Annotated in this window: 19 protein-coding genes; 2 read left to right on the top strand and 17 right to left on the bottom strand. The window is 66.1% G+C overall.

Translation table 11 applies throughout. The features are described from left to right. Positions 1-8: 8 nt before the first annotated feature. From C7416_RS13300 to rfbB, 7 genes are read right to left on the bottom strand one after another with little or no spacing between them, the layout of a single operon-like run. Positions 9-1,052 carry a glycosyltransferase family 2 protein gene (locus tag C7416_RS13300; protein ID WP_240988188.1) on the bottom strand — a complete coding sequence of 348 codons (1,044 nt, stop codon included), beginning with the start codon at positions 1,050-1,052 and terminating at the stop codon, positions 9-11. 29 nt (positions 1,053-1,081) lie between these two features. Next, positions 1,082-2,470 (bottom strand): rhamnosyltransferase WsaF family glycosyltransferase, encoded by a 1,389-nt coding sequence (locus C7416_RS13295; protein WP_146604270.1) that lies wholly within the window; start codon positions 2,468-2,470, stop codon positions 1,082-1,084. Next, positions 2,467-3,300 carry a glycosyltransferase gene (locus C7416_RS13290; protein ID WP_111519357.1) on the bottom strand — a complete coding sequence of 278 codons (834 nt, stop codon included), beginning with the start codon at positions 3,298-3,300 and terminating at the stop codon, positions 2,467-2,469. Before C7416_RS13290 ends, C7416_RS13295 begins: the two co-directional genes overlap by 4 nt. A gap of 47 nt (positions 3,301-3,347) precedes the next feature. Continuing rightward, positions 3,348-3,899 (bottom strand): dTDP-4-dehydrorhamnose 3,5-epimerase, encoded by a 552-nt coding sequence (gene rfbC, locus C7416_RS13285; protein WP_111519356.1) that lies wholly within the window; start codon positions 3,897-3,899, stop codon positions 3,348-3,350. Then, a complete protein-coding gene (gene rfbA / locus C7416_RS13280; protein ID WP_111519355.1) occupies positions 3,896-4,774 on the bottom strand; it encodes a glucose-1-phosphate thymidylyltransferase RfbA in 879 nt (292 codons plus the stop codon). Before rfbA ends, rfbC begins: the two co-directional genes overlap by 4 nt. Positions 4,775-4,784: 10 nt before the next feature. Beyond that, positions 4,785-5,699 carry a dTDP-4-dehydrorhamnose reductase gene (rfbD, locus tag C7416_RS13275; RefSeq protein ID WP_111519354.1) on the bottom strand — a complete coding sequence of 305 codons (915 nt, stop codon included), beginning with the start codon at positions 5,697-5,699 and terminating at the stop codon, positions 4,785-4,787. Beyond that, positions 5,689-6,753, bottom strand: coding sequence for a dTDP-glucose 4,6-dehydratase (gene rfbB / locus C7416_RS13270; RefSeq protein ID WP_111519353.1), 1,065 nt, complete (start codon positions 6,751-6,753; stop codon positions 5,689-5,691). The genes rfbD and rfbB overlap by 11 nt, the downstream gene beginning before the upstream one ends. A gap of 231 nt (positions 6,754-6,984) precedes the next feature. On the opposite strand from rfbB, the gene C7416_RS13265 reads away from it, so the two are divergent. Then, positions 6,985-7,833 (top strand): symmetrical bis(5'-nucleosyl)-tetraphosphatase, encoded by an 849-nt coding sequence (locus C7416_RS13265; RefSeq protein WP_111519519.1) that lies wholly within the window; start codon positions 6,985-6,987, stop codon positions 7,831-7,833. A 35-nt stretch (positions 7,834-7,868) separates the two neighbouring features. On the opposite strand, the gene C7416_RS13260 is transcribed toward C7416_RS13265, so the two are convergent. From C7416_RS13260 to C7416_RS13230, 7 genes are all read right to left on the bottom strand, one after another. Continuing rightward, positions 7,869-8,702, bottom strand: coding sequence for a lysophospholipid acyltransferase family protein (locus C7416_RS13260; protein ID WP_111519352.1), 834 nt, complete (start codon positions 8,700-8,702; stop codon positions 7,869-7,871). Beyond that, a complete protein-coding gene (locus C7416_RS13255) occupies positions 8,699-9,982 on the bottom strand; it encodes a dihydroorotase (RefSeq protein ID WP_012353627.1) in 1,284 nt (427 codons plus the stop codon). Before C7416_RS13255 ends, C7416_RS13260 begins: the two co-directional genes overlap by 4 nt. Positions 9,983-10,053: 71 nt before the next feature. Further along, complete coding sequence (locus C7416_RS13250) at positions 10,054-11,025, bottom strand: aspartate carbamoyltransferase catalytic subunit (protein ID WP_018008094.1); 972 nt, start codon at positions 11,023-11,025, stop codon at positions 10,054-10,056. A gap of 103 nt (positions 11,026-11,128) precedes the next feature. After that, complete coding sequence (pyrR, locus tag C7416_RS13245; RefSeq protein ID WP_111519351.1) at positions 11,129-11,665, bottom strand: bifunctional pyr operon transcriptional regulator/uracil phosphoribosyltransferase PyrR; 537 nt, start codon at positions 11,663-11,665, stop codon at positions 11,129-11,131. After that, on the bottom strand, positions 11,662-12,087 hold the full coding sequence (gene ruvX, locus C7416_RS13240) for a Holliday junction resolvase RuvX (protein WP_111519350.1): 426 nt from the start codon (positions 12,085-12,087) through the stop codon (positions 11,662-11,664). The genes pyrR and ruvX overlap by 4 nt, the downstream gene beginning before the upstream one ends. Then, positions 12,080-12,652: a YqgE/AlgH family protein gene (locus C7416_RS13235; RefSeq protein WP_025583981.1), complete on the bottom strand. Its 573-nt coding sequence runs from the start codon at positions 12,650-12,652 to the stop codon at positions 12,080-12,082. Before C7416_RS13235 ends, ruvX begins: the two co-directional genes overlap by 8 nt. 102 nt (positions 12,653-12,754) lie before the next feature. Beyond that, positions 12,755-13,462, bottom strand: coding sequence for a pseudouridine synthase (locus C7416_RS13230; protein WP_111519349.1), 708 nt, complete (start codon positions 13,460-13,462; stop codon positions 12,755-12,757). 132 nt (positions 13,463-13,594) lie between these two features. On the opposite strand from C7416_RS13230, the gene C7416_RS13225 reads away from it, so the two are divergent. Further along, positions 13,595-15,154 carry a cryptochrome/photolyase family protein gene (locus C7416_RS13225; RefSeq protein WP_111519348.1) on the top strand — a complete coding sequence of 520 codons (1,560 nt, stop codon included), beginning with the start codon at positions 13,595-13,597 and terminating at the stop codon, positions 15,152-15,154. 21 nt (positions 15,155-15,175) lie between these two features. Here C7416_RS13225 and C7416_RS13220 read toward each other — a convergent pair whose 3' ends face one another. Genes C7416_RS13220 through hemC form a run of 3 tightly spaced genes read right to left on the bottom strand, consistent with a single transcriptional unit; the run spans position 15,176 to position 19,550 of the window. Continuing rightward, positions 15,176-16,366: a heme biosynthesis protein HemY gene (locus tag C7416_RS13220; RefSeq protein WP_111519347.1), complete on the bottom strand. Its 1,191-nt coding sequence runs from the start codon at positions 16,364-16,366 to the stop codon at positions 15,176-15,178. Positions 16,367-16,370: 4 nt separating this feature from the next. After that, on the bottom strand, positions 16,371-18,530 hold the full coding sequence (gene hemDX / locus C7416_RS13215; protein ID WP_111519346.1) for a fused uroporphyrinogen-III synthase HemD/membrane protein HemX: 2,160 nt from the start codon (positions 18,528-18,530) through the stop codon (positions 16,371-16,373). Between the two features lie 9 nt (positions 18,531-18,539). Further along, complete coding sequence (hemC, locus tag C7416_RS13210; RefSeq protein ID WP_111519345.1) at positions 18,540-19,550, bottom strand: hydroxymethylbilane synthase; 1,011 nt, start codon at positions 19,548-19,550, stop codon at positions 18,540-18,542. Positions 19,551-19,611 lie beyond the last annotated feature (61 nt).

The following is a 19,611-nucleotide window of genomic DNA, read 5'->3' as shown; positions in this document are numbered from 1 at the left end:
CCGCGTCCTCAGAGATGAATGACATCTCGTACCATGCCGGCAAAGCCGTCGGCAAATCGGTGATAGCCCCGCGCCTTGTATTCGTGCAGGATGCTGGTCAGCCGCGACACCGGGCCGCGTCCGAAGCCGATACGCCGGACATAGTGGGCGATCGCCTCGTCGACCAGCGCAAGTTTGTCGGCCGCCCCAGGATTCGTTGCGACTAACCTCCCGCGCAGCGCCTGCAAGCGGCGCAATTTGTAGTGCAAGTGTTCGTTGCGAGGCGTTCGTGCCACCCGCATCGCATATGACGTAAGACGCGAGACGGTGCCGACGGGAATGCCGATCACGTTAGACCGATGCTGGCGGTACTGCGTAAGTTTGTCCGCGAGCATGGCTACCTTACCTTCGGATGCCGCGCACGCCGCCAGCCATTCGTCGTGGATCCAGTCCTCGGCGAACGGCAGGGCCACGTCCAGTAGTTGCCTGCGGAACCCGGCGGTCGTGCCCGTCACCAAGTTCCGCCGGCAATACACTTCGAAGAACTTGCCCTGCATCACCAGCGCCTGTTCCCGTTCCGACAGTCTCAGCGCGGCAAAAAGCGACTTGCCCAGATCGTTTCCCTGCTCATCGATCAGCTCCGCGTCTGAGTGCACCAGCAAGAGTTCCGGATCCGCCCCGAAACATGCGAGCAGCGTCCCGACCTTCCCAGGCGTCCAGACATCATCTTGGTCAGCGAGAAAGATGATGTCGGTATCCAGCGCCCGGATCGCCTGTTCAAAGTTCCGGGTCACGCCGAGGCGCGGATCGTTGCGCAGCAGCGTAACGCTGATACCGCGCTGTGCCTGGGTCGCTGCTGCCCAGGACTGCAGTACCGTCCAGGTGTCGTCGTCCGACCGATCATCGCTGATAACGATCTGATCCGGCACCACGGTCTGATTGACAATGGATTCGAGCTGCTGATGGATAAAGGCTCCTGCATTGCAGGTGCACATGGCAACCCCAGTGCTAAGGCTGCGGGCCGAATCGCGCTCGGCGTCAGTGGTTTGCGCGCTGGGGGAGCAGGGATACATGCAGGAACTTCGATTGAGGACCAAGGCGCTTACGCGGTAGTTCTGGCCGCCAGCGCAGGCGTGCCGGTCTGGCCGGGCGCAGGACGGTCGAGAAGCAGATCCAGTTCTTCGAAGCACGCGGCAAAGGCCGACTGCCAGTCCAGCGGCAGAATGCTGCGCTTGACGTTGGCCAACCGCTCCGATTCACTCATCTGCGACGCCTTCACCACGGCCTCGATCATCGCTTCCAAATCGGCCGGCACGCAAAGGATGTTCTCCGAATAGCTGCCAAGGCTATGTTTGGGTCCGTAGCGCGACGTCACAACGGCAGCACCGGCCAACGCCAGCTCAAGCGGCGGATAGCTGGGATGCGGCGCCATCATCAGCGACAACGCCACGTCGGTCTTCATCTTCAGCGCGTCGTATTCATCGAGCGTCAGCTTGCCCAGATTACGGATCACCACCCCGGACTCGAGCTGGATATTTGGCGCCGAACCTTCACCGGCCATTACCACGTCCCACTCTTCAGCGCGCAACAGGTTGCGCGAGAACACCTCGTTCAGGATGCGCAGGCCAAAATAGAACAGATTGCGCTCCACGCTCGGACGCCCATAGAAGAACAGCGTGCGCTTTGCGCGAGCCGTGCCCTGCGGCTGCGTCCTCGGCAGCCTGGCCACCATGGGCTCAAAATGTAGCACCGGCGTGTCCTTCGCCAGCTTTCCGCTTTCACTAATGCACTGCGCCATCAATACCGTATTGCAGACCGCGACAAAATTGCCGCTGGCGTAGCTCTGCTCAGCCAGCAATTTCTGATCGCTGTTGGCGTAAAAAATCGGCTCGTAGTCCTGCACCAGATAGATGAACTTGCGACGCAGCGGGAAGGCTGCGACCAGTGCGGCATCCCACCACGCGCTGACCACCAGTTGATCCTCGGGATGCAGGTCCAGGTAGCCATAGAAGTTATGGCGGCGCTCCGCCACGCTCAGGACTTCCACCGTTGCGGCGTTGACCGGGATGCCATATTTGTCGAACAACCCTTGCAGGCGGCTGGCTTCGCCGTTGACAACAGTCTGCACCACGCGCAGCGGCATGCCGCGCCGTTGGCTCAGCAATGCGGCAAATATCAGCGCCGTGGCAGCCCCGCCGAACAGCGATGAATTCGACAAGGTTGGCAGCAGCAGCACCACGGCCGGCTCGCGGCCCGCCCTGGGAAGCGCCGGCATGACCGGCGTGACAGCGGCGTTGGCGCCGTAATAGACCTCGGCAAATTGCCTTGCCTTCGCCACCATCCCGTCCCCTGCAACCACGGGTCGCGACTCGATCATGGCGCTCAGGCGATGCTCAGTATCCGAGGTCAGCTGATACAGGCGGTTGGTAGCCTTGCGACCAATAAAGACCAGGCGTCGGATGACACGTAGCAGGAAAATTCGTTGACTCATGTATGAGCGGCCTTGTATTTCGTCGGGACGAAGCGGTCCCCCCGTTTCGGGTCGTAACTTTCCAGATAAGACAGATACGAGCGGTAGAAGTCGTTGAACGGGATCGGCTTGTGCGCCCGTGACTGGCTTTCCTTGTGCAGGATGAAGCCGGAGTCGGCTCCTGCCAACACGGTCTGATAACCAAGCTTCTCGAGGCGGATGCACATGTCGACGTCACCACCGCAGATGATGAAGCCCTCGTCGAACCCCCCGATCTCGGCAAACTTTGATCGCTGCACCACGGTGACAGCGCCAGTTACGGCGCTAAGCCGTACGTCGCCACGAATATCCGGTTCGACGCGGCCGGCCTTGCAGTCTTCCAGTACGTCGGCCAATCGACGCCCGACATACAAATGATCGGCAAGCCCGCCGGATACCAGGAACACCCCGCCGTGCTGGATGGTCTTGGCATCGCCGTAAAGCAAAACGCACCCTACCGCGCCGACCTCGGGCGCGTGCGCACGCTCCACCATCGATTCCAGCAACCCGCGCGACTGCTCGACCAGTTCGGTATCGTTGTTCAGGAAGAGCAGGTCGCTTCCCTGCGACTGCGCTACGGCCCAGTTATTCAGCTTCTGGTAGTTGAAGGGCTGGTCGTAGATCAACACGCGCGCGTTGTCATACTTCGCCAAGCCTTGCTCGACCGCCTTCAACTCCGCTGCCGATGAATTGTTGCTGATCAGCAGGATTTCGCGGCACGCAGGGCCGAACCGGTACAAGGAGTCGACGCATTGCAAAGTCATCTCCGCCTTGTCTTTGAATGGAATAAGTACGGATAAGTCACTGTGCATGGGCACTCCTTCCTTCTGCCATACCGAACCGTCGCGCCTGCGTTCGCTCAGTCAAACAATTCAGCCTGGTTCAACAGACTGCCAGCCTCGTCCTTTTTCGCCAGCACGGGCGTTCCTGCGATCGGCCATTCGATGCCGATATCGGGATCGTTCCAGCGGATACTGCGTTCAAACTCCGGCGCGTAGTAATCCGTGGTCTTGTAGAGAAACTCTGCAGACTCCGACATCACAAGAAAGCCGTGGGCAAAACCCTCCGGAATCCATATCTGGCGCTTGTTCTCGGCAGACAGGCTAACCCCGACCCATTTGCCAAAATTAGGCGAGCTGCGCCGGATGTCGACCGCAACATCAAACACTTCGCCCGAGACGACTCGCACCAGCTTGCCCTGCGGGCGCTGGATCTGGTAATGCAGGCCCCTCAGCACACCTTGCGCGGAACGCGAATGGTTGTCCTGGACGAACTGCCGTTGCAGGCCCGTAACCTGCTCGAATTCTCTGGCATTGAAGCTTTCGAAGAAAAAACCGCGCTCGTCCCCAAATACCTTGGGCTCGATAATCAGTACTTCCGGCAGAGAAGTAGGAACAACTGTCACACTCATTTAATCGGCTCCGAAATAATTTGCTGGAGATACTTGCCATAGCCGTTCTTCAACAATGGCGTCGCCAGTTCGGCAACCTGCTCTGCAGAAATCCATTTGTTGCGGAAGGCGATCTCCTCGGGGCACGCCACCATCAGACCCTGCCTGCTTTGCAAGGTCGCGATAAAGCTTGCCGCCTCGAGCAGCGAATCGTGCGTACCGGTGTCGAGCCAGGCGTAGCCGCGCCCCATGATCTCCACGTCAAGCTTCGCCAGCTCGAGGTAGCGCTTGTTCACATCGGTGATCTCCAGCTCCCCGCGCGCCGAAGGCCGGATATCCGCGGCAATATCGCAGACCTGGCTATCGTAGAAATACAGGCCCGTCACCGCGTAGTTGGAGCGCGGCTTCACCGGTTTCTCTTCGAGCGACAGGGCGCGGAAATTCTCGTCGAACTCCACCACGCCGTAGCGTTCCGGATCGTGTACGTGATAGGCGAATACGGTAGCCCCGGTCTGCTGGGCCGAAGCGCGCTGCAACTGCGCCACCAGATCGTGACCGTGGAAAATGTTATCCCCCAGGATCAGCGTGCTCGGATCGCCGCCGACAAAGTCACGGCCGATAATGAACGCCTGGGCCAGTCCGTCCGGTGAGGGCTGCACAGCATATTGGAGATTGATACCCCACTTGCTGCCATCACCCAACATTTCGCTGAAACGCGGGGTATCCTCGGGCGTGGAAATAATCAAAATATCGCGAATGCCAGCCAGCATCAGCGTAGACAGCGGATAGTAAATCATCGGCTTGTCATATACCGGCAGCAACTGCTTGGACACCGATCTCGTGATCGGGTAGAGCCGGGTGCCGGAACCCCCAGCCAGGATAATGCCTTTACGCATGGTGTCTAGCTCAGGAGAAAATCTGGTCCAACAGGTAGTGCACGCCCTGCTGCCAGTCTGGAAGATGGATGCCGAAGGTCTGACGCAGCTTGCTCGTATCCAGGCGTGAGTTGGCCGGACGCGGTGCAGGCAACGGATACGCCGTCGCAGGGATCGCTTCGATGCGGGCCGGGTCTACCTTCAGTTCGATGCCTTTTGCGGCGGCGTAGCGCAGCACTTCGCTGGCGTACGCGTGCCAGGTAGTTTCGCCAGCCGCGGCAAGGTGGTAAATGCCGGAGGCGAACGATGTCCGGTCAGCCGACAGCCAATGTCGCGCCACCACCTGCGCGGTCACGTCGGCAATCAGCGCGGCTGTAGTCGGGGCCCCGAACTGGTCGGCAATCACGCGCAGGCTGTCGCGCTCGCGGCTCAGCTTCAGCATGGTCTTGGCAAAGTTGCTGCCATGCGCGCCGGCAACCCAGCAGGTGCGGAATACGAGATGGGCTGCGCCGGCCGCGGCAATGGCCTGCTCGCCCGCGAGTTTGCTTTTGCCGTACACCGATTGCGGGTTCACCGCATCGATTTCGACATAGGCGCCTGCCTTGGTGCCGTCAAAGACGTAGTCGGTGGAGTAGTGAACCAGCAGGCTTCCGAGCGCCTTTGCCTCTTCCGCCAGCACGCCCACAGCCGTGCCGTTGATGGCGTAAGCCAGCTCCGGCTCCGACTCCGCCTTGTCGACCGCCGTATAGGCGGCCGGATTGACGATGACATCGGGCTGGTTTTCGCGCACCGCGCGACGGATGTCGTCGGGCCGGCTCAAGTCACAGCTCGAACGATCGAGCGCTACGACCTTTCCCAGTGGCGCCAGGCTGCGGCGCAGTTCAAATCCGACCTGGCCGTTGCTGCCGGTTACAAGAAAAGTGGGAATGGCGGCGTTACGCTGCATATTGCTTCGCCACCCAGTTCCGATACTCCCCCGACATCACGTCCTGCACCCAAGCCTGGTTATCCAGGTACCACTGGACCGTCTTGCGCAGCCCGCTTTCAAAGGTCTCGGCTGGCTTCCAGCCCAGTTCGCGTTCCAGCTTGCGCGCATCAATCGCATAGCGGCGATCATGCCCCGGGCGATCCTTGACGAAGGTGATCTGGTCGCGGTACGAGCCGGTGGCCTTGGGCGACAGTTCGTCGAGCAGGTCGCACAGCGTGTGGACGACGTCGAGATTCGTCTTCTCGTTCCAGCCGCCCACGTTGTAGGTTTCGCCCAGGCGGCCGCGTGCCAGTACCTCGCGGATGGCCGAGCAGTGGTCGCGCACGTACAGCCAGTCCCGCACATTCAGGCCGTCGCCGTAAATCGGCAGCGGCTTGCCTGCCAGTGCATTGGCGATGATCAGCGGGATCAGCTTCTCGGGGAAATGGTAGGGACCGTAGTTGTTCGAGCAGTTCGTCGTCAGAACCGGCAAGCCATAGGTATGGTGATACGCGCGCACCAGGTGGTCCGATGCGGCCTTGGATGCCGAATACGGGCTGTTGGGCGCGTAGGCGGTCGTTTCCGAAAACTGCGGGTCGGTTTCGCTCAGCGAGCCGAACACCTCGTCGGTCGACACATGCAGGAAGCGGAATTCGGACCTGGCCGGTTCTTCCAGGCCGCTCCAATAGGCGCGCGCGGCTTCGAGCAGCGTAAAGGTGCCAACGATATTGGTCTGGATGAACTCGCCGGGCCCGTGGATGGAGCGGTCAACGTGGCTCTCGGCGGCAAAGTGCACCACGGCACGCGGCTTGTAGGTGGCGAAGAGCTGGTCCAGTCCGGCACGGTCGCAGATATCGGTTTGCGAAAACACGTGGCGGGGGTCGTCCTCGACCGATGCCAGGGTCTTTCGATTCCCCGCATAGGTGAGCTTGTCGACGTTCACCACACCGTCCGCGGACTTGTCGCTCAACCACGCGAGAACGAAATTGGCACCGATGAATCCGGCGCCCCCAGTGACCAGAATATGGGACAAAACTTGCTCCTTGCCTCGATATGTTTCGATGACCCGGCAAAAGCCGAGCGCCCACCTTGTCCTCTTTTTGGACGGCGGGGCCGTAAGTGCCTGCAGAAGTGGCGGTATTCTATCCGACGGAATGCCCCAGCCTACGTGGCGGCGGCGCCTTTTTGTAGCCTCATGTAACCGTGCCACGGTATATCGGTCACAAAACTACAAATAGAAGCGAATTTGTTCTCCCTGGACCAGATGCCCAACAATAAAGTTACACATTCAGCACTTTATGCCATCGGTGACCTGCAAGGTTGCGGACCTTCGCTGGACGCCCTGCTGGCCCGCATGCCGGCGCAGCCGGCCGTGCGCCTGGTTGGCGATCTCGTCAACCGTGGCCCCGCTTCTCTCCAAACCCTGCGCACCATCCGCGCCATGAGCGACCGTGCCGAAACCGTCCTCGGCAACCATGACATCCACCTGATGGCCGTAGCATCCGGTGTCCGCAAGAAGGGCCGCCACGACACCCTCGACGACATCCTCGCCGCCTCCGACCGTGAGGACCTGCTCACCTGGCTGCGCCACCGCCCCCTGGCCCTTCGGGAAAATAACTTCCTGCTGGTCCACGCCGGCGTCCTACCCCAATGGACCGCAGCCCAGGTCATCGACCTCGCCCGTGAAGTCGAAGAACAACTGCAAGGCCCCAACTGGCAGGGCTTCCTCGCCGACATCTTCGGCAACACCCCCGACCGCTGGCACGACGGCCTGCGCGGCATCGACCGCCTCCGCGTGGTGGTGAATGCCCTCACGCGCCTGCGCTACTGCACGACCGACGGGGTGATGGACTTCAAGACCAAGGATGGCCCGGGCAAGGCGCCGGAAGGGTTCATGCCATGGTTCGACGTACCGGGGCGGCGCACCGAGGCGGTGACGGTGGTCTGCGGGCACTGGTCGACGCTCGGCCTGGTCATGCGCCCGAACCTGATGGCGCTGGATACGGGTTGCGTCTGGGGTGGCAAGCTGACGGCGGCGCGCCTGGCGCAGGACCCGGCCGAGCGGACCGTGATCCAGGTGGATTGCCCGCAATATTGCGATCCGCTGGCGTGACCCGCTATCCCGCGTTGGCGGGGACGACAGGGCGGCTAGCCGATGGCAGCGGATGCCGGCTGTGCCGCCCCGCCCGGTTCTGAGGGCCGATTCAGCCGTTGCGCGGCCGTGGCGGCGTGTTCTGCGGCACCTTGGCTGAGATGGGCGACGACTTCCCTGGCGGAAGCCGCCAGTTCGCGGCGGTCGCCCGAGGCCGGCACCAGCGCCGGCCCCAGCACCAGCCGCGCCTTGATCCGCGGCGCGCGCAGGACCGCCTCCAGCGATTGCAGCAGCGTGGTGTCGCCGATATAGGCGGCGGCCAGCGTCGGCTGGCCGGTGGCGGCATCGAGGTAGTTCAGGCCCAATGGCTGCACCGGCAACCCGCCCGAAATCGGCGCCTGCATCAAATTGGCATGGAACGGCAGCACGCTGGTCCCGTCCGTGGTCGTCCCTTCCGGAAACACCCCGACCAGATCGCCCTGCAGCATCACATCCGTAATGTCATGCAGCACGCGATGCGCGTCCCGCTTGCGTGCCCGTTCGATGAAGATGGTGCCGGTCTTGTCGCACAGCCAGCCGATCAGCGGCCAGCTGCGGATTTCGGACTTGGCGACGAAGCGCATCGGCTGCCAGCTGTGGATGACGTAGATGTCCAGCCACGAGATGTGGTTGGACACCACCATCGCCCCCCGCCGCGCCGCGCCGGTATGCGCGGCGCCGGTCGCGTCGACCACCTCCACTTCCACCCCGCAGATCCGCAGCAGGCGCCGCGACCAGCGCCGGATATGCCATGCGCGCGAGCGTGCGCCCAGCCAGGGGAACAGCAAGGCGCAGGTCAGCAAGCCGCGCAGCAGGTGCAGGACCAGTGCGGTCTTGCGCAGCCAGATCATGCCTGGGCGTGGTTGCCGTAGACGACTTGCCCGCCGACCAGGGTCATGCGGACCTTGCCTTCCATTTCGTAGCCGAGCCACGGCGAGTTCTTGCCCTGGCTCTTGAGCGAGCGGCGCTCGACTTTCCACACCTGCTTCGGATCGAACACGCACACGTCGGCGGCGCTGCCGACAGCGAGCGTGCCGGCCTTGAGGCCGATGACGCGGGCGGGCTCGGCGGTGATGCGGGCCAGCGCCTGCGCCAGCGGGACCTTGTGCTCGCTGGCCCAGCGCAGCGTCAGCGGCAGCAGCAGCTCCAGGCCGGTTGCGCCCGGGGAAGCTTCGGCGAAGGGCAGCAGTTTCTCGTCGTCGTCGACCGGCGTGTGATCCGAGCACAGCGCGTCGATGGTGCCGTCGGCCAGCGCGGCGACGATGGCGTCGCGGTCGCGCGGGCTGCGCAGCGGCGGCGAGAAGCGCATCTGCGAATTGAAGTAGCCGATATCCATGTCGGTCAGCGAGACGTGGTGGATATTGACGTCGCAGGTCACCTTCAGGCCTTCGCGCTTGGCCTGGCGCACCAGTTCCAGCCCGGCGGCGGACGACAGCCGGCACAGGTGCACGCGCGCGCCGGTGCTGCGCATCAGCTCGAAGATGGTATGCAGGCGCACGGTCTCGGCAATGACCGACACGCCCGACAGGCCCAGGCGCGATGCCACCGCGCCGCTGGCGGCGACGCCGCCGCCCAGGAACGGGTCTTCCGGGCGCAGCCACACGGTAAAGCCGAAGGTCTGCGCGTATTGCAGCGCGCGCAGCAGCACCTGGGTGTTGCGCACCGGCGCCTCGGCCTGGCTGAAGCCGACGCAGCCGGCCTCGGTCAGCTGGCCCATCTCGGTCAGGGTCTCGCCCTTCAGGCCCAGCGTCAGCGCGCCCAGCGGGTAGACGTGGGTCTGGTTCAGGGTGCGCGCGCGGAACTTCAGCATTTCGACCAGGCCGGGCTCGTCCAGCACCGGGTCGGTGTCTGGCGGGCAGACCAGGCTGGTCACGCCGCCGGCGGTGGCGGCGGCGACCTCGGATTCGAGCGTGGCCTTGTATTCGTAGCCGGGCTCGCGCAGGCGCGCGGACAGGTCGACCAGGCCGGGGCACACGATCAGGCCCCTGGCGTCGATGACCTTGTTGGCGGTGAAGTCCGCCGGGGCGCTGCCGACGCCGACGATCTTGCCGGCGGCGATATAGAGGTCCTGCGCGGCGTCGGTGTTGCTGGCCGGATCGATCAGGCGGCCGCCCTGGATGTGAATCTTCATAGCTTGGCTTGTCGTGTCGCTGGGCTGGTTCGGTGTGTTCTGGCTGGCGTGCGAGGTGGGGCTGGCCGGCATCAGTCGTTGTTCCCGGCGACGATGCCCATCACCGCCATGCGCACGGCGATGCCGAAGGTCACCTGGTTCAGGATCACCGACTGGGAGCCATCGGCCACGGCGGAGTCGATCTCGACGCCGCGGTTCATCGGCCCCGGGTGCATCACGATGGCGTCGGGCCTGGCCAGCGCCAGGCGCTCCGGCGTGAGGCCGTAGGCCTTGAAGTATTCCTGCGCCGAGGGTAGCAGCGCGCCGCTCATGCGCTCGTTCTGCAGCCGCAGCATGATCACCACGTCGACGCCCTTGAGGCCCTCTTCCATGCTGTGGAACACGCGCACCCCCATCTGCTCCAGCCCGGACGGCAGCAGCGTGCGCGGGCCGATGGCGCGCACCTCGGGAACGCCCAGCGTGGTCAGCGCATGGATGTCGGAACGCGCCACGCGCGAGTGCAGGATGTCGCCGACGATGGCCACCGTCAGGTTGGTGAAGTCCTTCTTGAAATGCCGGATGGTGTACATGTCCAGCAGGCCCTGCGTCGGGTGCGCATGGCGGCCGTCGCCGGCGTTGATCACGTGCACGTGCGGGGCGACGTGCTCGGCGATCAGGTAAGGCGCGCCCGAGCTGGCATGGCGCACCACGAACATGTCGGCGGACATCGCCGACAGGTTGTTGATGGTGTCCAGCAGCGACTCGCCCTTGCTGGTCGACGAGGCGTTGATGTTCAGGTTCAGCACGTCCGCCGACAGCCGCTTGGCAGCAATCTCGAAGGTGGTGCGGGTGCGGGTGGAGTTCTCGAAGAACAGGTTGAACACGCTCTTGCCGCGCAGCAGCGGCACCTTCTTGACATCGCGGTCAGAGTCGGACAGCGAGACAAACTGGCTGGCGGTGTCGAGGATGTGCGTGATCATGTCACGCGACAACCCCTCGATCGACAGCAGGTGCTTCAGTTCGCCGTTCTTGGTGAGCTGCGGGTTGCGGAACGTCTTGGTCATGGCTGGTCGGGCGCGGGCAAAAAACGGGAGGTGGTCTGGTCTCGGGGCAGGCTTTCGGGCTTTCCGGCGTTCGGGCGCGCCGGGCGCGCCCCTCGGTGCCGGTTCAGCCGGTGGCGGAATCGGTGGGTTCGGTGGCGAAGGTGAATTGCGCGGCGGCGCCTTCGCCCTGGCGCGACAGCACCAGGGTCGTGCCGGGCGGCAGCGCCATCTCGGCCGCGCACAGGTCGGCGGCGATCGGCAGCTGGCGTCCGCCGCGGTCGACCAGCACGCCCAGCGCCACGCGCGCGGGGCGGCCGTAGTCGAACAGCTCGTTGACGGCGGCGCGGATGGTGCGGCCCGTGGCCAGCACGTCGTCGATCAGCAGGATGTTGCGCTCGTCCACGGCAAACGGCAGCGTGGTCGGCTGGGCCTGGCTGTGCAGGCCCTTCTTGGCATAGTCGTCGCGATGGAAGGCGACGTTGATCACGCCGTGCTCGGGCAACTGCAGGTCCGCCGCCAGCCGCGCGGCAATCCAGGCCCCGCCGGAATGGATGCCGGCCACCGACCAGCGCGCGCGCTCGGCCTGGGGGATCAGCGCCTGCGCCTGGTCCAGCAGCTTGCGGTACAGCGACTCGGCGTCGGGAACGGGAATCTGCGTCATAGCGGGAATTGGTCGAAGTACTGTTGCAGGATGATGCGCGCGGCCTCGGCATCGAGTTCGCCGCGGCGGGCGCCGGCCATCGACGCGGCGCGCGAGGTATAGCGCTCGTCCACCCATTCCACCGGCAGGCCGAAGCGGCCGTTGAGCTGGTTGCCGAAGCGCCGCGCCAGCTTCATCGACGGTTGCTCGCCGCCTTCGGGGTTGACCGGCATGCCGACGATCAGCTGCACCGGGTTCCACTCCTGGATCAGCGCGGCCACGGCCTCGAAGCGGCCTTCGACGGTGATATTGGGAACGATGGTCAGGGCACGCGCCTCGCGCGTGATGAAGTTGCCCAGCGCGACGCCGATCTTTTTCTCGCCGTAGTCGAATGCCAGGACCGTGCCGTCGCGGGGCAGTTCACGCCCCACGGCATCAGGCATGCCCGGCCTCGCCGGACAGCATGGTGAAGTCGATGCCCAGCAGCCGGATGGCGGCGGCAAAGCGCTCGTCGGGCGGCACGCTGAAGATGATCTCGGGATCGGCCTGGACCGTGAGCCAGCCGTTGCGGCTGAGTTCTTCCTCGAGCTGGCCGGCGCCCCAGCCGGAATATCCCAGCGTCAGCAGGAAACGGTGCGGGCCGCTGCCATTGGCCACGGCTTCCAGCACGTCCTTGGAGGTGGTCATCTCCAGCCCGCCGGGCACGGCCAGCGACGAGACATAGACGCCGACCGGGTCGTGCAGCACGAAACCGCGCTCGGTCTGCACCGGGCCGCCGAAGTAGACGGGCTGATGCGCCACGGGCTGGATCTCGAGCTTGAGGTCGATCTTGTCGAACAGCGTGGCCATGTCGATGTCGATGGGCCGGTTGATCACCAGCCCGAGCGCGCCACGCTCGTTGTGTTCGCAGATGTAGACGACGGAACCCGAAAAGGTCGGATCTGCCATGCCGGGCATGGCAATCAGGAACTGATTGGTCAGATTGATGGGTGCTTCGGGCTTCGCCATGCCTTGCATTTTATCAAATCGCCGGGGGTCTTCCGGAAAAGATTGGCGGACGTTCCAGTGCAGCAATGGGCGCTCCGCGAGGCGCCGCGAGCGCTGGCCGGCTTACGCCTTGCCGGTCAGCGCGGCCAGTTCCCCGGCCGTCAGCCAGCGCCATTCGCCTTCGGCCAGCGCCAGATCCAGCTGCAGGCCACCGATGGCGCTGCGATGCAGCGCGTCGACGTGGTTGCCCGCGGCCGCGACCATGCGCTTGACCTGATGGTACTTGCCTTGCACCAGCGTCAGCCGCAGGCTGCGTTCGCCGGTGATCTCGCAGGCTTCCGCCGCGATCGGCGCCGGTTCGTCCAGCAGCTGCACGCCGTTGCGCAGCGCCTCGGCCTGCTCCGGCGTGACCGGCTCGGCGGTGGTCACTTCATAGACCTTGGGCACCTTGCGCTTGGGCGAGGTTTGGGCGTGGATGAACTGGCCATCGTCGGTCAGCAGCAGCAGGCCGGTGGTGTCGTGGTCGAGCCGCCCCACCGCCTGCACCTCGCGCTGGCGCAGCGGCACCGGCAGCAGGTTGTAGACGCTGGGGTGATGGCGCGGGCGCTGCGAGCATTCGTAGCCGGCGGGCTTGTTCAGCATCAGGTAGGCCTTGGTGCAGGCCAGCCATTCCTCGCCGTCGACGGTCAGGCGCAGGCCGTCCACTTCGAACTGCGCGCGCGGGTCTTCGCACAGTTCGCCGTTGACCTCGACCAGCCCGGCGGCGATCAGGTCGCCGCAGTACCGGCGCGTGCCAAAGCCCTGGGATTGAAGAATACGGTCGAGAGTCATGAGCTTCTGTAGAGAATAGGGATGGCGGCCGGCGTGCCGGCTCTTGTACCGCTATGTTAGGGTATCGGCGCGATCGACCCGGCGTTCCGCAACAGTCCAGGCCCGGCAAACCCGTCAGACAGGCAAGCGAACATGCAGGCAACAGCCAACCCGGCTACGTCCCGGCCACCATACCGGATCGGCAAGACCTTTGCGCGCGGGCTGGTCTGGTTCCGGCGCGACCTGCGCGCCACCGACCACGCGGCGCTGCATTATGCCTTGCGGCACTGCGCGCAGGTGTGGTGCGTGTTCGTGTTCGACCGCGACATCCTCGACCCGCTGCTTGCGCGCGGGCTGCGGGCGGACCGGCGGGTCGAATTCATCCGTGAATCACTGATGGAACTCGCCGGGACACTGGCCGCGGCCGGCGGCGGCCTGATCGTGCTGCACGACCGCGCGCGGACCGCCATCCCCGCGCTGGCGCACACCCTGGAAGCCGAGGCGGTCTTCGCCAACCACGACTACGAGCCCGCCGCCAACGCCCGCGACGAAGCGGTGCGCCAGGCGCTGTCGGAACAGTCCTGCGCGCTCTTTACCTTCAAGGACCAGGCGGTGTTCGAGCGCGACGAGATCCTGAACGGCCAGGGCAAGCCGTTCTCGGTGTTCACGCCGTACAAGAACGCCTGGCTCAGGAGCGTGGAGCCGTTCGACTTGCGCCCCTATCCCGTCGACCCGTACTTGCAGGCGCTGGCCCCGGTGCCCGCCGCGTACCGCCAGCCGGTGCCGACGCTCGCGCAGCTCGGATTCGACGCCAGCAACCTCGCCGAGATCGCAATGCCCACCGGCGCATCCGGTGCGCAGGCCTTGTTCGAGGAATTCACCGAGCGCATGGGCGACTACGGCCGCCGCCGCGACTACCCTGCCCTGCGCGGCCCCAGCTACCTGTCGGTGCACCTGCGCTTCGGCACCATCTCGATCCGCACGCTGGCGCGCACGGCGCACGCAGCCGTGCTGCGCGGCGGCGCCGACAGCGCGGGCGCCGCGGTTTGGCTGTCGGAGCTGATCTGGCGCGATTTCTACTTCATGATCCTGCATCACCATCCGCGCGTCGCTGCCGGCGCGGCCTTCCACCCGGCCTATGACGCGATCCGCTGGCAGGATGGCGACACCGGCGAGCGCTATTTCCGCGCCTGGTGCGACGCCGCCACCGGCTATCCGCTGATCGACGCGGCGATGCTGCAGATCCGGCAAAGCGGCTATATGCACAACCGCCTGCGCATGGTCACAGCCAGCTTCCTGGTGAAGGACCTGGGCGTCGACTGGCGCCGCGGCGAGCAGTACTTTGCCGACCAGCTCAATGACTTCGACTTGGCCGCCAACAACGGCGGCTGGCAATGGGCCGCGTCCACCGGCTGCGACGCGCAGCCGTGGTTCCGCATCTTCAATCCGGTGACGCAATCGCAGAAGTTTGATCCGCAGGGCCGCTTTATCCGCAAATACCTGCCGCAACTGGCGGCGTTGCCGGACAAGTACCTGCATGCGCCGTGGACCGCGCCGGAAGCCGTGCTGGCCGAGGCCGGCGTGCGGCTGGGCGGCAACTACCCGCGCCCGCTGGTGCAGCACGACGTGGCGCGCCAGCAAACGCTGCGGCGCTATGAAGTGGTGAAGCAGGTGGAGAAGCAGAAGGTGACGGGGGCCGGCGCGGAGGACTGAACGCGCCGGCCCCCGTGCCGCTCAGGCGGCCAGCATCGCGCTTTCGCGATAGTGGCGCTGCGCGTCTTCGAAGCGCTCGGTTTCCTCGAACAGCCGCGCCAGCGCCAGGTGCGTACGCACGCGCAGGCGGCGCTGCTGGTCGGGGTCGGCATATTTGAGCGCGCGCTCGAAGCTGGACTGGGCCTTGCCCCACAGCTTCTCGCCCAGGCACAGCACCCCCAGCGTGTAATACAGGTCGGCGTCAGCGGGATGCGCGGCCAGCCATTTCTCGGCCTGCTGGATCTGCGGCAGCGCATGGCCGGGCACGGCGCAATCGGCATAGCGCAGCACCAGGCGGCTGTCCCAGTTGACCTTGAGCGCGTCTTCGATGATGCGGCGGGCTTCGTTCTGGCGGCCCAGTGCGGCAAAGTAGCGCGCGGCCGGTTCGGCGATGCGGGTGGCGCGGCGCTCGTCGGCGGACAGCGAGCGCCAGAACTCCGACAGCGCTTCGGCATCGTGGCGGCGCTCTTCCAGCATGGCTTCGACCGCCATCTGCTTGAGCCGCAGCGCCAGCACCGGATGCAGCGCGTTGCGCTTCTCCAGCGAGCGCGCCAGGCGCAGCACCTCGGACCAGTTCTTCAGGTGCTGGTGCGCGCGCAGCGCGATGCGCTGCACGTGGATCTGGCGCGCGCCCTGCGACTGCAGCTGGGCGATGGTTTCCAGCGCGCCGTCGGCGTCGCGGGCATCGACCAGCAGCTCGGCCATCGACACCAGCCGGGCCTGCTCGCGCTCGGGGTCGGTCACCTGCGCCATCCAGGCGTCGCGCCGCTCGGTTTCCTGCATGCGGTGGGCGGCGCGCGCGCCGATCAGCGCGGCGGTCTGGGCCTGGTCGTGCCACGACTGGGCTTCGCGCGCGCAGCGCTCGGCGCGGGCGAAACGGCCGGCGAACAGGTTCTCGATCGACTCGCGCAGCGCCGCCTGGGCCTTGCTCATGCGGCTGCGCTCGCGGTAGGCGGCGGCGCGGCGCGGCATCTCGGCCAGATGGCGGATGGTGGACATCACCGTCCAGACCACGAAGAAGATCAGCAGCAGCAGCGCCAGCGCCAGGTTCAGCGACAGCTCGACGCGGTACGGCGGATAGAACAGCACCACATTGCTGTGGTTAAACTGCGTGAACAGGGCCAGCCCGACGGCGCCGCCAAACAGGACCGCAACCCAGAACAGAAGGCGCATGGGCTTACTCCTTCTTCAGGGCCTGCAGCGCGCCCAGGCTCTCGGCCATGGTCGGCAGCTGCACCGAGACCGCGCCGGCCTGCGCCTGCCGCAGCAGCGTCAGCACGCCCTGCACACGGCGCGACTTGGTATCGAAATAGCGGCCGATCATCGCCTGCGCCGCGGCCAGGTCGTTGCGGAACACGGGCTCGTTGCGCGACAGCAGCGCCAGGCGCGCATTGAGCAGGCGCAGCTTGACGTTCTCGCGCAGGAACCAGCCCTGGTCGCCCGACAGCAGCAGCGCCTCGGCATCGTCGACCTTGCGGATGCGGATCACCTGCGCCAGCTCTTCGCGCAGGTAGTCCCAGAAGCGGGTGAACCAGCCTGGGCCGGTGCCGCTGGCGGCGGCTGGCGCGCTGGCGCCCTGGGGACCATTGCCACCATTGGCGGCGGCGCCCTTGCGGGCATCGGCCTCGCTGCGCTCGAGCATGCGTTCGCTGGACAACAGCGGCAGCGCGTCGACCTGGTTGATGGCTTCGTCCAGCTTTATCGCGGCGCCGGTCAGGTCGGTGTCGGGCACCGCCTTCATGCGCGCCACGTCGCGTGCGATGGCCCGGCGCAGCAGGTTGTATTGCGGCTTGTCGGTGCGCGCCAGGCGGGCGTCGGCGCTCTGCAGCGCGGCCAGCGCGACCTGCACGTTGCCGGTCAGCTGCAACTGCTGGCCGGCGCTGGTCAGCAACTGCTGGATTTCGGCGATTTCCCAGTCGTCGCGGTTGCGCATCAGGTCCTGGTAGACCTGCTCCAGCGCCACCTGCTTGTCGCGGGTCTCGCCGACCTGGTTCTCGAGCGCGCCGACCTTGGCCTGCAGTTCCTTGACTGTGTCCTGCGCGTTGCGCGTCAGCACGCGCGACTCCTGCACCAGCGCGTCATTGCTTTGCTGGCGGCGCGCCAGCTCGCCGGTCAGGTGGTCGACCCGCTGCTGCAGCCACCAGAAGCCGCCGGCGGTCGCCACCACCAGCACGGCGACCAGCGCCCATAGCGCGGCGGAGCGGCGCGCGGCGGGACGGGCAGCGCCGGAGCCGGCGCCTTGCGGCGGCACCGCTTGCGCGGACTGCGCCGTGTGGACAGACGCGGCGCCGGGCGGCGGCGTAGCGGAGGAGGACGTGGTTTCTTGCGTCACGCGTTCGACCTTCGTTGACATTGCAGGGACTGCGGCAGGCGCGCTGGCGGCCGGCGGGGCCGCGACTTCGGCCGGCTTCGCGGCCGCCGGTGCGGACGGCGTCGGCAGGCTCGATGGCGCAGGACCGGCAGGTGCAGGACCAGCATAAGCATCGGCCCACTGCAGGCACGCCGCCAGCAGGCCGGCATCGCCCGGCGCGGCGCGCTGTATATGGGCAAAGCCCAGCGCCAGCGCCTGTTCGGCGATTCTCGCATGGGGCGCGATGCACTGCACCTGCCGCAGGGAAGCGTCTTCCTGGGGCGACAGATGCTGCCGTGCCAGCACATCGAGGTTGCGCACCGCCTCGGAACTGGTTAGCAGCCACGCGTGCGGGGCGGCGCCGGGACGCAGGTGGTCGCGCACGGCCTGCCATTGCATCGCGGTCGGCTCAGGCAGCGTGCGCTGGTAGGCCTCGACGGCTTCGACCTGGGCGCCGGCCTCGCGCAGGCGGTCGCCGAGCCAGTCGCGCCCGCCGTTGCCGCGGATGATCAGCACCGGCTTGCCGGCCAGCGCGGCGGGATCGAGCTGCGCCCACAGCGCCTCGGAATCGAAGCGCAACGCCTCGGCATCGGGCACCGTATCGTCATGGCCCGCCCCGTTGCCGCTGGCGCCGGCGGGCGCGATCACGCGATACGCCGGTGCGGCGATGCCGCGCTCGGCCAGAGCGGCGACGCTGGCCGGACCCACCACCGCCACCGCGACCTGAGCCGGCCAGCGCGCCACGGCCGAGGCCTGCACGCCGGCGAGCGCGTCCAGCGCAAAGGCAATGGCATTGGGACTGACGAACACCACCAGCGCAAACGTGTCCAGCCGCGCCAGCGCCGCGCGCAGCGGCGCGTCGTCAGCGGCCGGGCTGATCGCCAGCAGCGGAAAGCTGAGTACATCCAGACCGGCGCCCTGCAGGGCCTCGGTCAGTTGCCGGGACTGCCCGGCGGGTCGTGTCACAACGACGGTCGGGCGGGGCATCGGGCAGCCTCAGGCGGGAGATGGCGCAGCGGCGTCGCCTGAATCGGCCAGCGCGGCGAGGATCGACTCGGCGCCCTGCGCCAGCAGGTCGCTCGCGCAGGCCTGTCCGAGCGCTTCGGCGGCAGCCAGGTCGGCGGCCGGGCCCGTCGCCGCGGCGCGGATGGCGCGGCTGCCGTCGGGCAAGGCGACGAAGGTCTCCAGCCGCAGCTGGTCGCCGTCCCAGCGCGCGTGCGCCGCCAGCGGGACCTGGCAGGAGCCGCCCAGCCGGCGCGACACGGCGCGCTCGGCGGTCACGGCCAGCGCGGTCGGCTGGTGGTTCAGCGGCGCCAGCCATTCGGCCAGTTCGGGGCGGGTGGAAAGGGTCTCGATCCCCAGCGCGCCCTGCCCCGCGGCCGGCAGCGAAGCCTCGACCGGGATCAGTGCGCGGATGCGTTGGCCCAGTCCAAGCCGCTTCAGGCCCGCGGCGGCCAGGATGATGGCGCCATATTCGCCGCGATCGAGCTTGCCCAGGCGCGTGTCGAGGTTGCCGCGTAGCGGCTTGACCACCAGGTGCGGGTAGCGGCTGCGCAAAGCGGCCTCCCGGCGCAGGCTGGAAGTGCCGACCACGGTGCCGGCCGGCATCTCGTCCAGCGACGCATACGTGGACGACACCAGCGCGTCGCGCGGGTCCTCGCGCTCCATCACCGCGGCCAGGGTGAAGCCCGGCGGCAGCTCCATCGGCACATCCTTGAGCGAATGCACCGCGAGGTCGGCCCGGCCTTCGTCCATCGCGAACTCCAGTTCTTTGACAAACAGACCCTTGCCGCCGACTTTCGACAGCGTACGGTCTAGAATCTGGTCTCCGCGCGTGGTCATGCCAAGAATGGACACGTCGCACGCGGGATAGTATTGTTGCAATGCAGCACGCACATGTTCTGCCTGCCACAGCGCCAGACGGCTCTCTCGGGAGGCAATGACGAGCTTTTGCGGAAGGTTGCGAGACACGACAGCGGTAGCGGAAGACGGGGTGGCGGACGACATGCGTCAATGGTAGCACGCGCCCCAATCGCCCCTCCGCACCATTAGATAAGCTTAGAGAAGC

This window comes from Cupriavidus phytorum, assembly GCF_003254285.1.
In the GTDB taxonomy this organism is placed as follows: Bacteria; Pseudomonadota; Gammaproteobacteria; order Burkholderiales; family Burkholderiaceae; genus Cupriavidus; species Cupriavidus phytorum.
The sequence above is the reverse complement of the archived record's forward strand: the minus strand, read 5'-3'. Positions and strand labels throughout refer to the sequence as shown.

What these genes read in the sequence shown, in the direction of transcription:
- C7416_RS13220 (WP_111519347.1), bottom strand. Translation starts at nt 16,366, where the DNA reads ATGCGCCTTCTGTTCTGGGTTGCGGTCCTGTTTGGCGGCGCCGTCGGG.
- C7416_RS13255 (WP_012353627.1), bottom strand. Translation starts at nt 9,982, where the DNA reads ATGAAGATTCACATCCAGGGCGGCCGCCTGATCGATCCGGCCAGCAAC.
- C7416_RS13265 (WP_111519519.1), top strand. Translation starts at nt 6,985, where the DNA reads ATGCCCAACAATAAAGTTACACATTCAGCACTTTATGCCATCGGTGAC.
- rfbC (WP_111519356.1), bottom strand. Translation starts at nt 3,899, where the DNA reads ATGAGTGTGACAGTTGTTCCTACTTCTCTGCCGGAAGTACTGATTATC.
- ruvX (WP_111519350.1), bottom strand. Translation starts at nt 12,087, where the DNA reads ATGCCTGATGCCGTGGGGCGTGAACTGCCCCGCGACGGCACGGTCCTG.
- C7416_RS13230 (WP_111519349.1), bottom strand. Translation starts at nt 13,462, where the DNA reads ATGACTCTCGACCGTATTCTTCAATCCCAGGGCTTTGGCACGCGCCGG.
- C7416_RS13290 (WP_111519357.1), bottom strand. Translation starts at nt 3,300, where the DNA reads ATGCACAGTGACTTATCCGTACTTATTCCATTCAAAGACAAGGCGGAG.
- rfbA (WP_111519355.1), bottom strand. Translation starts at nt 4,774, where the DNA reads ATGCGTAAAGGCATTATCCTGGCTGGGGGTTCCGGCACCCGGCTCTAC.
- C7416_RS13250 (WP_018008094.1), bottom strand. Translation starts at nt 11,025, where the DNA reads ATGACCAAGACGTTCCGCAACCCGCAGCTCACCAAGAACGGCGAACTG.
- pyrR (WP_111519351.1), bottom strand. Translation starts at nt 11,665, where the DNA reads ATGACGCAGATTCCCGTTCCCGACGCCGAGTCGCTGTACCGCAAGCTG.
- hemDX (WP_111519346.1), bottom strand. Translation starts at nt 18,530, where the DNA reads ATGCCCCGCCCGACCGTCGTTGTGACACGACCCGCCGGGCAGTCCCGG.
- C7416_RS13225 (WP_111519348.1), top strand. Translation starts at nt 13,595, where the DNA reads ATGCAGGCAACAGCCAACCCGGCTACGTCCCGGCCACCATACCGGATC.
- C7416_RS13235 (WP_025583981.1), bottom strand. Translation starts at nt 12,652, where the DNA reads ATGGCGAAGCCCGAAGCACCCATCAATCTGACCAATCAGTTCCTGATT.
- rfbD (WP_111519354.1), bottom strand. Translation starts at nt 5,699, where the DNA reads ATGCAGCGTAACGCCGCCATTCCCACTTTTCTTGTAACCGGCAGCAAC.
- C7416_RS13300 (WP_240988188.1), bottom strand. Translation starts at nt 1,052, where the DNA reads ATGTATCCCTGCTCCCCCAGCGCGCAAACCACTGACGCCGAGCGCGAT.
- C7416_RS13260 (WP_111519352.1), bottom strand. Translation starts at nt 8,702, where the DNA reads ATGATCTGGCTGCGCAAGACCGCACTGGTCCTGCACCTGCTGCGCGGC.
- hemC (WP_111519345.1), bottom strand. Translation starts at nt 19,550, where the DNA reads ATGTCGTCCGCCACCCCGTCTTCCGCTACCGCTGTCGTGTCTCGCAAC.
- C7416_RS13295 (WP_146604270.1), bottom strand. Translation starts at nt 2,470, where the DNA reads ATGAGTCAACGAATTTTCCTGCTACGTGTCATCCGACGCCTGGTCTTT.